Annotated in this window: 9 protein-coding genes and 2 other annotated features; of the genes, 7 read left to right on the forward strand and 2 right to left on the reverse strand. The window is 45.5% G+C overall.

Annotated elements, in window-relative coordinates:
* Nucleotides 1-24: 24 nt before the first annotated feature.
* The 7 genes from ACFSCZ_RS06915 to ACFSCZ_RS06945 all read left to right on the forward strand — a co-directional run bounded on the left by ACFSCZ_RS06915 (nt 25) and on the right by ACFSCZ_RS06945 (nt 10,001).
* Nucleotides 25-954, forward strand: a complete 930-nt coding sequence (locus ACFSCZ_RS06915; RefSeq protein WP_380773090.1) for a manganese-dependent inorganic pyrophosphatase — start codon at nt 25-27, stop codon at nt 952-954.
* Nucleotides 955-1,440: 486 nt separating this feature from the next.
* Nucleotides 1,441-2,262, forward strand: coding sequence for a prephenate dehydratase (gene pheA, locus ACFSCZ_RS06920; RefSeq protein ID WP_380773091.1), 822 nt, complete (start codon nt 1,441-1,443; stop codon nt 2,260-2,262).
* Nucleotides 2,263-2,607: 345 nt separating this feature from the next.
* Complete coding sequence (locus ACFSCZ_RS06925) at nt 2,608-3,330, forward strand: DsbA family oxidoreductase (RefSeq protein ID WP_380773092.1); 723 nt, start codon at nt 2,608-2,610, stop codon at nt 3,328-3,330.
* A gap of 66 nt (nt 3,331-3,396) precedes the next feature.
* Nucleotides 3,397-3,637, forward strand: a binding site (T-box leader).
* Between the two features lie 241 nt (nt 3,638-3,878).
* Nucleotides 3,879-4,134: a binding site (T-box leader), on the forward strand.
* Between the two features lie 658 nt (nt 4,135-4,792).
* A complete protein-coding gene (trpE, locus tag ACFSCZ_RS06930) occupies nt 4,793-6,184 on the forward strand; it encodes an anthranilate synthase component I (protein WP_380773093.1) in 1,392 nt (463 codons plus the stop codon).
* A gap of 759 nt (nt 6,185-6,943) precedes the next feature.
* Entirely contained in the window at nt 6,944-7,837 is an 894-nt protein-coding gene (locus ACFSCZ_RS06935) for a LysR family transcriptional regulator (protein WP_380773094.1), read from the forward strand.
* A 237-nt stretch (nt 7,838-8,074) separates the two neighbouring features.
* A complete protein-coding gene (locus ACFSCZ_RS06940; protein ID WP_380773095.1) occupies nt 8,075-8,794 on the forward strand; it encodes a WecB/TagA/CpsF family glycosyltransferase in 720 nt (239 codons plus the stop codon).
* A gap of 151 nt (nt 8,795-8,945) precedes the next feature.
* On the forward strand, nt 8,946-10,001 hold the full coding sequence (locus ACFSCZ_RS06945; RefSeq protein ID WP_380773114.1) for a glycosyltransferase family 4 protein: 1,056 nt from the start codon (nt 8,946-8,948) through the stop codon (nt 9,999-10,001).
* A 37-nt stretch (nt 10,002-10,038) separates the two neighbouring features.
* On the opposite strand, the gene ACFSCZ_RS06950 is transcribed toward ACFSCZ_RS06945, so the two are convergent.
* Nucleotides 10,039-11,883 (reverse strand): SH3 domain-containing protein, encoded by a 1,845-nt coding sequence (locus tag ACFSCZ_RS06950; protein ID WP_380773096.1) that lies wholly within the window; start codon nt 11,881-11,883, stop codon nt 10,039-10,041.
* 149 nt (nt 11,884-12,032) lie between these two features.
* Complete coding sequence (locus ACFSCZ_RS06955) at nt 12,033-13,061, reverse strand: LCP family protein (RefSeq protein ID WP_380773097.1); 1,029 nt, start codon at nt 13,059-13,061, stop codon at nt 12,033-12,035.
* Between the last annotated feature and the right edge of the window lie 6 nt (nt 13,062-13,067).

Genomic DNA, 13,067 nt, shown 5'->3' on the forward strand with positions numbered 1-13,067 from the left:
CATCAGATAACAAGGAGTAGGATCATGGAAAAAGTTCTCATTTTTGGTCATAAAAACCCTGATACCGATTCAATTTGTTCGGCACTGATCTATACTGATTTAAAAACAAAATTGGGTGAAAACGTAGAAGCTGTCCGCCTGGGGGAAATCAACAGAGAAACAGAATACGCACTCAAACATTTTAACATTGAAGCGCCGCGCCAAGTGAGCACGGTCGCGAATGAAGCGGACAAAGTCATTTTGGTAGACCATAACGAACGTCAGCAAAGCGCGGATGATATTGAGAAAGTCCAAGTGGTGGAAGTGATTGACCATCACCGCATCGCCAACTTTGAAACAAGTGATCCGCTGTATTTCCGCGCGGAACCTGTCGGCTGCACAGCGACGATTTTGAAAAAAATGTACGAAGAAAGCGGCGTGGAAATGGAAAAAGAAATCGCGGGGCTTGCCTTGTCAGCGATTATTTCTGATTCGCTTTTATTTAAATCGCCGACTTGCACAGACCGCGATGTCCAGGCGGCCCGTGAGCTTGCGGAAATTGCCGGGGTGGATGCGGAAGAATACGGAATGAACATGCTGAAAGCCGGAGCGGATGTCAGCGATAAAACTGCGGATGAGTTGATCAAACTCGATGCCAAGCCATTTGAAATGGGACAGGCTAAAGTGGAAATTGCGCAGGTGAACGCCATCGGTGTCGACGATATTCTTGCGCGTAAAGAGGAAATCGAAGCTGCATTGGCCCGTGCTGTGGAAGAAAAAGGGTTAGACCTTTTCCTCTTTGTCATCACAGATATCCTAACAAACGACTCTACGGCGATTGCTCACGGAAAAGCGGCTGAAAGCGTCGAGCGTGCCTTTAACGTATCTTTGAACCAAAACCAATGTGTGCTTAAAGGCGTCGTCTCCCGTAAAAAGCAAATCGTCCCCAGCCTGACAGAAGCCCTAAGCAAATAAGGGGAAGCGGAAAGTTCCGGCCGTGGGCCGGAACTTCCTTTTGGGGTGCATTTCGACAGGTGCCTGGCACGCCCCGAATTATGTCGAAAAAGCCTTGGCCAGTGTGTTGGCGCCGGTGCCGGACAGAATTTTGGAAAATTGGCTAGTATTAGCACTGGCTTGACGAGTAAATGGAAAAATTGGCTAGTAATAGTTCCTCGCTGGCGAGTATTAAAGAAAATTGGCTAGTATTAGCTCCGGTTTGGCGAGTATCTGAAAAAATGGGCTCGAATTAGTGCCGGCTCAGCAAGGATTTGAAAACATTGGCTAGTTTTTCCCCGGAGCCGGCCAGTTCCGCGCCCTGGATTATATCCTCAAAAACGGCAAGTATTTTGGCCAGTTAAATATAGCGGACCAGTATTTTAATCATTAGCCAAGATAACACGGTTTCAGCAGAGTCAAACTTAGAAAGAGAGTCCTCAATTTTATTTAAAGGAGTATGTCATTTTGAAAGTTGCGTATTTAGGACCAAAGGGTACGTTTTCCGAAGAAGCAGCGCTGCGCTTTTTCCCGCCGGAAAACAGAGAGCTTGTGATGTACGACGGAATCGTTGATGTGCTCGAGGCGGTCGCCGAACGAGAAGTGAATAAAGGGATTGTGCCGATCGAAAATGCAATCGAAGGCACGATCACGATGACAACGGACGGCTTGATCAACTATGATGTGTGGGTGGAAGGGGAGGCGGTGCTGCCCATCGCCCTGCATCTCTTGACAGTCGAAGGTGCGGAGGCAGACCATATCCGTGAGGTTTGGTCCATCGGGCCTGCACTCGCTCAATGCCGCGATTTTACTAGAAAACTGCAAGTGAAAACGAAGCATTACAGCAGTACGGCAAACGCCGCTGAATCACTCGTAAAATCAAATAATAAAAACGCGGGTGCCATTGCGTCAGAACTGGCAGCCAAAACATTTGGACTCGAAATTGCGAAAAGAAACATTCAGGATTTCGAAGGCAATTCCACCCGGTTCCTCATTGTAACCAATGAAAAGCCGGAAGTCATTCAGGCATCGAAATCGATGCTGCTCATTACACCCGGCGAAGATCGCCCGGGTTTGCTTGCGATCATCTTGAACATCTTTTCATCGCTGGATATTAACCTGACCTGGATCGAATCCCGTCCAACAAAGAAAAAACTCGGTACGTACCGCTTTTTCGTCCAGGCGGAAATGGGCATCCAGGAAGTCAACATGCAAAAAGCCGTCTCCATCTTGCGAACGTATGGACACGACGTGCGTGTACTTGGCAGCTTTGATGAGACAAAATTATAAAAGGTAAAAAGGGTTCCGTTACTGGGCCCTTTTTTGTTTTTGAAATGGGCGGAAAGCGCTGTATCCCATATGAAGGTATTAATTTTTTTAAAAAATGGAGAGGGACCTAATCTCCCAAGGAATCCTTGTAGAAAATTTCCTGTAAATCTTACCTGCCAACTTCGACTCCATCCCTATCAAAGGACCTCATGGAATTTGCTTTCATTCTTTGTCGAAATAACACCCCACCTGTAAAATTTTCCTTCTGCTGTTCAGTACGAAAAAATTGTAGGTTCCCAGTACTTAAGTTACCCTTTACATAGAAGATTGTTTCGCCACGGAAATAATAAAAAAGAGGTGTCCCTTATGAAAATTGAAATTTGGTCAGATTATGCCTGCCCGTTTTGTTATATCGGCAAGCGCCGCTTGGAGGAAGCTTTAAAGAAGTTTGATCACCGCGATCAGGTAGAGGTGGAATACAAAGCATTTGAACTGGAGCCGGATGCTCCGCGCGATACGGACAAGAGCATGTATGAACAGCTCGCAGGCAAATATGGCATGAGTGTGGAGGAAGCAAAGAAAATGAACGATGGCGTTCGCCAGCAGGCAGCGGAAGCCGGCTTGACGTTTAATTTTGATACGATGATTCCGACCAACACATTTGATGCGCACCGCCTGGCGCATTTTGCCAAAACCAAAAATAAAGCAAAAGACGTTCATGAAAAACTGCTGCATGCTTATTTTACGGAGTCCAGGCACTTGGGTGACCATGAAACATTGGCAGACATTGCCGCAGAAGCCGGCTTGGACCGCGATGAAGTTTTGGCTGTGTTGGCTGATGAAAATGCGTTTGCGGATGAAGTTCGCAACGATGAACAGGCCTCCCAGCTCATGGGCGTCAGGGGCGTTCCGTTCTTCGTGCTGAATCGAAAATACGGAGTATCCGGCGCGCAGCCAACGGAAACTTTCTTGGCAGCACTTCAAAAAGTGTGGGAAGAAGAACAGGCTGAGCCGAAACTGCAGGATCTTGGCACGGACAACGGAGCAGCCTGTGCAGACGGGAGCTGCGACATTCCCGAGAAAGAATAATGGATTTTGTAAAAAAATATTGACAGCGCCGCCGATTTTTCATATTATCAAGTTTAACAATATGAAACTTTGGCGCTGACGAAGAAGAGTACCCGTCGTGAAACGAAAGAGAGCTGGTGGTTGGTGCGAACCAGTGTGGATCGGCAGGGGAATGGGCTTCCGAGCTATCAAACCGAACCCGGGAATCCCGGCAGTAGGCTTTGACGGACACCTCCCGCCGTTACAAAGGGAATACGCATGGCAATTTCGTGCGTTTAGAGAGAGCTTTTAGCTAAAAAAGGTGGCACCGCGGTCCCTCGTCCTTTTCCGGATGGGGGGCCTTTTTGGTTTTTCTATCGAAAAACATGATGTTTCGGGCAGCCGGCCTAAAGCTTCATCTGCCAGCCGGAAAAAAATTATTTGTCGTATGCTGACCTGCCAGATGGAGGCCTGGCGAAGAAGCTTGCGAGAATAGCGTTCAGATCCAAAACAGCAGATGAGAGGGAGAGTTCTTGCTGTGGAGGATGACAGGGAAAAAAGTTACATACTCTCATGAAAAATTTCATACAGCAATCGTGATGAGCAAGAGGAGTACGTTCGAATCTTTTCGCTGCAGAGAACCGGTGTTGGTGGAAATCCGGTGCGAAAAGCCGGGCGGAATGGGCTTGCGAGCTGTTTCCTGAAGAAAGTAGGGAAATACGGGGATTCCAACGTTAACTGGATAGGACATCGGAAAAAGGATGGGCAATTTTCCTGTGTCAGAATAAGATGGAGAGAATTCATTCTCCAATACGAGGTGGCACCGCGGTTACGATCGCCCTCGAACAGGCAAAATCTGCTTGTTCGGGGGTTTTTTCATTGAGGCAATGTGGTGAAGAAGGGCTGTAAAACTGTCAGGATATACAAGCGTGCGGGGATACTGCTGGAGTCGCGTATTACTGTCCGGGGGCGTTGGATACTGCCCAAAATTCGAAGAACTGCCCGTACTGTCGGGATTCAAGAATATTGTCTGCTCCCCGGCTGATACTGTCCGAGCGTGCGGGAGTACTGTCCGTGGGTTGAGTGGTACTGTCAAAGATTCGAGAATACTGTCCGTGGGTTGAGTGGTACTGTCTTAGATAAAGAGTTATATCATATAAAGTAGATAGATTGATTTCTTCCAATAAGCAGCGAGAATACTGTTCGAGTCAGTGGATACTGTGCCCAGGATTCAAGGATACGGTTCGTACCCGGGAATCAAGAATATTTGTCGGCTCTCCATCTCATACTGTCCGAGCTTCGAGAGTACTGTCCGGGGGTTGAGTGGTGCTGTCCAAGATTCATAAATACTTTCCAACCCCCGTGCGATACTGTCCACAAATCAAACTTACTGTCCAAGCACGAACCGAATACTGTCCGCTGCCCAACAATAAGGTCCAGGCAGCGTGTATAACGGACGTGGCAGCAGGGCCCGCCCTTAAAAAATATAGAAAGGAATAGGATCATGACTACAAAAACGACAAACATCAAAATGACCAAATTAAATGGAGACGTGTTAACGCCGATTACAGTGTTTTTACGGCTTCAAGGTGTAAAAAAATTTCTGTTGGAAAGCTCGTTGAAGCATGATGAGCAGGGGCGTTACTCCTTTATAGGGGCCAACCCGGTGAAGGAAGTGAAAGGGCAGGGGAGGTTGACAACCATTATTTCCGCAGATGGAGACATACTGCAGGAGGAGTCCGGGTTGCCTCTTCAAATATTAGATCAAGTGCTCCCAAAAATCGAAGCAAATCTTCCTTTTCCCTTTTACGGCGGTGCCGTCGGATATGTCGGCTATGACGCCATTCGTCCATATGCGGATATCGGTACTATTCCGGAAGACGAAATCGGCATGCCGGACATTCATTTTTTACTCTGCGAAGATGTTATTATTTTTGACCATTTGGCGCAGTCCATCTATATTTTGGCAATTGATCTGGACGGCAGCCGCTCAGAAGAACAGCTGGAAAATAGAGCAGCAGAGATTGAAGGACAAATTTTTCAAGGCCAAGTGGATGAAAGCCTGCCGGATTGTGAGATTGACTTTAAACCTCATTTAGAGAAAAAAGAGTTCATGACGCGCATTCAAAAAGCAAAAGATTACGTAGATGCAGGCGAGGTGGAGCAGGTCGTCCTGTCACAGCGTATGAGCGGGGAAGTGAAGAGTGATCCGTTTCATTTTTACAGAGTGCTGAGAAACTCCAATCCATCACCGTACATGTTCTACGTCGATTTTGGAGAATACGTTGTGCTCGGTGCATCACCGGAAAGCTTTATTAAGTCGAACGGAAGGCAAGTCAATACCAATCCGATCGCAGGCACACGACGAAGGGGCCGTACGGAAGAAGAAGACAGGGCGCTGGCCGAAGAGCTTTTGGCAGATGAAAAAGAACTGTCCGAACATCGGATGCTGATTGATCTCAGCCTTGAGGATATGGCAAAAGTCTGCGACCCGGACACGATCCGGCTGATCAAAAATATGAACATTGAATACTTCCGGCATGTCATGCACATTGTCTCTGAATTGGAGGGAACCTTGGCGGAAGGAAAAACCGGGCTGGATGCTTTGATTGCGTGCCTCCCGGCAGGTACGGTTTCCGGTGCACCGAAAGAGCGTGCCATGCAAATCATCAACGAGCTCGAGGACGTCAAGCGCGGCGTTTACTCCGGCGCACTGGGCTACATCAACGCCAATGGAGACGTCGACTTCGCCTTGGCCATCCGTTCGCTGGTGATAAAAGATGGGCGTGCCTACCTGCAGGCAGGTGCAGGAATTGTTCAGGATTCAAAAGTGGAACTGGAGTATAAGGAAACGATCAATAAGGCGAATGGAGTGCTGAAGGCGCGGAGGATTTAGTGGGATGCGGATCTCTTACGATTAAAAAACTAACGGATACTATACCACGAGGGATGCCTACTGTCCGAGCTGACGAAATACTGGGGGATACTGTCGGAGCTGTAACGTTTGCAGTCCAATTCCTAGGAATTGTCCACCTTTATAAAACACTGTCCTTATTTACGAAAGACTGACCTCTGGTATACCAATACTTATTGCGATAGGGAAATTCTGTCAAGAATTTAAAACACTGTCCGCCATTTTATAATACTGTCCAAGCGGCGGCGCCTACTGTCCAACTTTCGAGAATACTGTCTGGAATTTTGAAATACTGTCCACAGAAGGGAATACTATTCAGATTCCCGAAATACTGTCCGCAGAAAGGGAAATACTTTCCGGATTGTCGAAATACTGCCCACTGGCATAGCAATACTGATCACGGTGGGAATACTGTTAAGATTTGAATTCTGAAATCCTGCCTTCGGTCTAGCAATACTCCCGTGGCAGAGTATAGATCCAAGCATACAAGGTTCAGCTCCCGCGCTGAACCTGTCTGCAAGTGGACACGGATGTAACCCTTTTTCTGAAAAAAGAAAGGACGAAATACTACACGTAGTTTTGACGGCCTCTTCGAATAACAACCACTCCGCAACCCTCGGTCCCCCTGACACGCCACGCATATTTTCCTCCTATCTTAACCCAAAATAAATCATTTGCAATTATAAGAAAAGTTAATCAATATAGTATTAACGATAAGCCTAAGTGAGAGGAGCACACCCTATGGATCAGCAATTGGAAGTCTTTATTGCCGTGGCAGAAAAGAAAAATTTTTCAAGGGCAGCCGAAGAATTGCATATGTCGCAGCCGGCGGTCAGCCAATACATCCGTGCCCTGGAAGATCAAATTGGAACGAGATTATTGGAGAGAACCAATAAATATGTAAAGCTCAACAAAGCAGGGGAAATCGTTTATGACTACGCACAAGAAATTACCGGGCTTTATACTAAAATGCAGCGGCTTGTAGATGATCTGACGAATAAGACGAGCGGCCCGCTTTCAATCGGCGCCAGCTATACGTTTGGGGAATATATCCTGCCGCATGTCATTGCCGAGATGCTGGACGAATATCCGCTCGTCGAGCCGTCCATCACCATCGGAAATACAAAAGATATTGCTGAAGCTGTGTTAAAACATCAGCTGGATGTCGGAATCGTTGAAGGAGATTTCCAGCATGACAAACTCATGATCGAACCTTTCGCTGAAGACGCCATGCATATCGTCGCAGCACCCGGACACCCGCTTGCTGGTCAGGATCAAGTGACTCCGCAAGATTTGGAAAAAGAAAAGTGGATCGTCCGCGAAGTAGGGTCGGGGACACGGACTGCAGCAGACAATATGTTGAAGTCGATCGGCATTGCGCCGGAAAAAATGATGGAGTTCGGCAGTATTCAAATTATTAAAGAATCTGTAGAGGCCGGTCTTGGCATCAGCCTGCTTTCCCATTGGGCTATCCGAAAGGAACTCGACATGGGCTCTCTCACCATCCTTCCGGTCGACAGCCTGCCGTTTACGAGAAAATTCTCCATCGTCACGTCAAGCCCCTATCGGACCAAAGCATTGGATACGTTTTTGTCCTATGTCACAAAAGTTTCTTCCCCGGGAGCAACGGATTAAAAATGTCCACCAGCTTTCCCCGCAATGCCACCATTCTCCGGCTGCACAAGACTCGGCAGCCGGGGCAGGCATCCGTACCTACTCTGCCTAATCCTTCTATTTTTAATTTATCGCTTTACTTTTTTACATTCGTGGTATAATAAAAAAGGATATCTTCATAAAAAATTAACAAAACCTTTACAGAATTTGATATAATAATGCATCAGTCCACATGATTTTCAGAAACTGGAGCATACCATGTCGAAAAAAGTCGAAGTACTCGGTGTCGAGTTTGATCATACAACTAAAACAGAGACAATCCAGATGTTAACGAAACGGCTAAAAGCCCGTAAAAAAACTTTTGTCGTTACAGCGAATCCGGAAATTGTGATGTATGCACAACGGGATCCGGAATATAAAAAAATTGTACAGTCGGCAGACTATATTATTCCCGACGGGATCGGGATTATTATGGGAGCAAAAATGCTGAACAATCCGCTTCCGGAACGGATACCCGGCTTTGAGTTGATGAAAGACCTGCTGGATGTAGCCGACAGAGAACAGTTGAAAGTTTTCTTCCTTGGCGCAAAGGAGCAGGTTTTACATAAGGCAATCAACAATATTCAACAGGATTATCCCGGCATACACATTGCCGGATATCATCATGGTTTTTTTAAAGGAAACGATCCGGACATTGCAAAAATGGTGCAGGCGGCCAATCCGGACATGGTTTTTGTTGCCTTGGGCTTTCCGCGCCAGGAACAATGGATCAGCCAAAACTCCCATTTGTTTTCAAAAGGACTGTTTATGGGAGTAGGGGGAAGCTTCGATGTGTTGTCAGGTAAGGTGAAACGGGCACCTGCCATATGGAGGAAACTGAACATGGAGTGGCTGTATCGATTAATCAAGCAGCCGCATAGATGGAAGCGAATGGCCTTCCTGCCGCTTTTCATGCTAAAAGTTTTGCGCACCAAATAAGAAATATGTATAGCGATTTGTGGTATGATGTATAACTAGTAATCTACTTTTTCTATGATTTGGCTGTTTTACGATAAAATACCTTGGATAATACGGCTTGTTTTTTGCCATCCTGTATATAAGGAGGGGTATCTCATTGGAATACTTGTTGATGTTATTGCTTTGCTTTATAGCTTCAGTTCTCCTTACCCCTTTAGTGAAAAAAATTTCCATCAAATTTAATATTACGGATAAGCCGAACTATAGAAAGGTGCATACCGATCTGATGCCCAGACTGGGCGGCTTGGCCATCTATATCAGTTTCCTGATTGGGCTTATGTTATTCAGGCCGAATGACCCGAATATGATTTACCTGGTCATCGGCAGCCTGGTGATTATCGCTACCGGTATGCTGGATGATATATATGATATTTCTCCAAAATGGAAGCTGCTTGGACAAGTTGTTGCTGCATCCATTGCGGTGAGCGGCGGATTTGATTTGGAATTTATTAACCTTCCGTTCGGCGGCCAATTGGAGTTTGGTTATCTGAGCGTTCCGTTGACTATCCTTTGGATTGTCGGGATCACCAATGCCATTAATTTGATTGACGGTCTGGATGGCTTGGCGGCAGGTGTTTCCTCCATTGCGCTCATTACCATCAGCTTCATGGCTTTTTTACAAGGGGACATATTTGTTTTGGCCATCGCTTTGATGGTGTTGGGAAGTGCGTTAGGTTTCTTAATATACAATTTTTATCCGGCAAAAATCTTCATGGGCGATACGGGAGCTTTATTCCTCGGATATATGATTGCCTTGCTTTCCTTGCTCGGATTTAAAAATATTACCTTTTTCTCACTGATCATTCCGGTGATCATCTTGGGTGTTCCCATCTCGGATACATTTTTTGCGATTATCCGCAGATTGATTCAAAAGAAACCATTGACAGCACCAGATCAGTTTCATTTACACCACCGCTTGATGAGTTCCGGGTTTTCACACCGGCAGGCGGTCCTCGTCATTTATGGCATCGCAGTCATGTTCAGTCTGGCAGCCGTGATTTTTTCTATGGCGACGGTATGGGGATCGCTGCTGCTGCTTGTCGTATTGAGCATCATTATTGAAATCTTTGTAGAAGTGGTAGGACTCGTCAGCAAGGATTATAAGCCGATTCTCCGCATTATGGAGGGCAGGCAGGCACAACGAATACAACGAAGAAAAAGAGCGTGAGGACGGACAAAATATCCGTCTTCATGCTCTTTATGATTTATACTGGCTTTACATATTTTCCGCTTACGTAACCTGTCTTACTTTTATAAGAGATGCGGTACCAGCCATTTGAAGTTTTTTCTGTCACTTTAACTTTACTTCCACGCTTCAAATTGCCGATCTTGGCATACGATGTCGCATTTCCTGAACGGACATTTAAAGAACTGGCAGTTACTTTATATGTACCGTTTACCTTTGATACTTGAATACCTTTGCTTTTTGGCTGCGCTGCAGAAAAAGGCTTTTGGGCCTTTATATACTTTCCATGTACGTAGCCTGTCTTTCCTTGATAAGTAAAGCGATACCAGCCATTTGAAGTTTTCCCTGTCACATGGATTCTATTATTCTTCTTTAAATTCCCAATTGACTTAAAGTTTGTACCGTTTCCTGCACGTACATTCAATGTACTTGCGGTTACAATGTAAGTCCCGCTGGCCTTGCTTACTTTAATGGCTGTGTTGGTCTTTTTCGCAGGTTTAGGAGCTGGCTTGGCTTTTAAATAAGATCCGCTGACATAGCCTGTTTTACCTTTGAATGAAATCCTGTACCAATTGTTATTAGTTTTACCGGTTACCTTCACCTGGTTATTCTTTTTCAAAGTACCGAGAGAAGAATACTTGGTACTGTTACCGGAACGCACATTGAGTGAACTGGCGGTTACAATGTAAGTACCACTGGCACTGCTTACTTTGATGTCTGTGTTGGTCTTTTTCGCAGGTTTAGGAGCAGGCTCGGCTTTCAAATAAGCTCCGCTGACATAGCCTGTTTTTTCACCAAATGAGATCCGATACCAATTGTTAGACGTAATTCCTGTAACTTTAACCTGATTGTCCTTTTTTAAAGTGCCAATGGAAGGGTAATTCGTTCCGTTACCGGAACGCACATTGAGTGAACTGGCGGTTACAATGTAAGTCCCGCTGGCACTGCTTACCTTGATGGCTGTGTTGGTCTTTTTCGCAGGTTTAGGAGCAGGCTCGGCTTTCAAATAAGCTCCGCTGACATAGCCTGTTTTTTCACCAAATGAGATCCGATACCAATTGTTAGACGTAATTCCTGTAACCTTAACCTGATTGTCCTTTTTTAAAGTGCCAATGGAAGGGTAATTCGTTCCGTTACCGGAACGCACATTGAGTGAACTGGCGGTTACAATGTAAGTCCCGCTGGCACTTGTCACAGAGATAGAGTTGCTGGACGAGGCATCTGCTGATCCACTGCCTTTCGGCGGAAGAGATAACGCATTTCCAACCCCTGTTGCGATAGCTGCAGAGATATCATTTAAAAATTGCCGGTTTTTCAATAACTCTGCATCTGACGCGTGATCAATAAAAAGAATTTCTAGCAGGACAGAGGCCATTTCTGATTCTCTTAATACATGAAAGTTGGCTTGCTTCATCCCACGGTTTCTCTTTTGGTATTCAAGCAATACTTTATTAACCTCTTTGTTAATCTCTTGTTGAACCTTTATATCCTCCTCCGCAGCATTACGGTTATGGGTATAGTCTTCATATCCGGTACCACCGGCAGCATTAATATGAATGGAAAGAAATAAGTCCGCTCCCCAGCTGTTTGCAGCATCTGTCCGCTGTTTCAATGATAAATAAACATCGGAATTGCGTGTCATCCTTGTCTCCACATCATATCGACTAACCAAATATTGGTTCACTATTCGAGAGATGTCTAAGGTCAAATTTTTTTCAAGCAGTCCATTTCCAACTGCACCTGAATCACTGCCGCCATGGCCTGGATCAATCATGACTTTTTGGGATTGAGCTGCGACCGCTTGGTTGAACGGACCTATGACCAGGCCCAGTGCTACCAACATTAAAAATAATTTTTTCTTCATGGATGCCCCCTTGATTGTAAGGTATGAAAATATTCCCAGTGCACCCATATATTATAACACCATGTCGAATTATGCTGTCAGATTTTTTATATAAAAAATAATAAAGGTAAAAAAAAGACGCCATTACAGCGTCCTTTGTATCCCTTATGTTATTCCTGCATAGCCGGATTAGCTACTTCTGTATTCGTATCAAACGTAGAAAGTCCGAGGTGGCTCCGCAGTTCGTTTTTTACTTGTGCCAGGTTTTCTTCATCGAGCTGCCAGTAGTAGACATTTTGCCCTTGGCTGTTCATGATACGTGTATCATCCCCTTCAAGGGTGTAGGTTTCTATCGTCAGATCTCCGGCGACTCCATAGTCTATCAGGGCTTTCATCTCGTCAAACGTCATGTCTGTACGCATGTTTTCACCAATAGCATCAATAACTTTTGCATATTTAGGCAATGCTGAGCCGCTTGCCGCCTTTCTGGCAATAGCTTTCATAATTTCCTGCTGGCGTTTACCGCGCTCAATATCATTATCCAGCCTCCGGGTCCTGGCCAGGGCCAGCGCTTCTTCACCATTGAGTGTCTGCAGACCCTCTTCCAAAGAAATTGCATCTGATTTATCTTTGGAATTTAGCTCATTGAAGGTATAGGGAACATCCACTTCAATTCCGCCCAGGGCATCTACAACTGCTACAAATGCTTCGAAATCCAAACGGACGTAATAGTCCACGGGAATTTCCAGCAGATCTTCAACTGTTTTAATCGTTGCCCGCGGGCCGCCGAAGCTGTGCGCGTGATTGATTTTTGTATAATACCCGACTTCATCAATGTATACGTAGGAATCCCGGGGAATCGTTAACAATTTTACGGACTTTTCCTTTTCATTGAGAGTCGCAAGCATAAGTGCATCCGAGCGGGAGTTTCCTTGGTTTCCGCGTTTCTCACTCTCATCAACGCCAATAAAAAGAATCGATACATTATCTATATTTGGATTTACTTTTTTGTCGCGAAGATCAGATTTTCCGCGATCATCGAAAAAGGCGCTGTCAAACATATTTTCAGCTTTTATATATAAGTAGGTGCCGTAGGTAGCTCCCACTGCTGCAAGAAGCAGTATAGGAAAGACCGCGAACCAAAATATGCGCCTTCTGCGTTTTTTCTTTTTCATTATGGACTGGTTATGACGTCCCATCTGGGT

The sequence above is a fragment of the Siminovitchia sediminis genome, from assembly GCF_042680885.1.
In the GTDB taxonomy this organism is placed as follows: domain Bacteria; phylum Bacillota; class Bacilli; order Bacillales; family Bacillaceae_C; genus Siminovitchia; species Siminovitchia sediminis.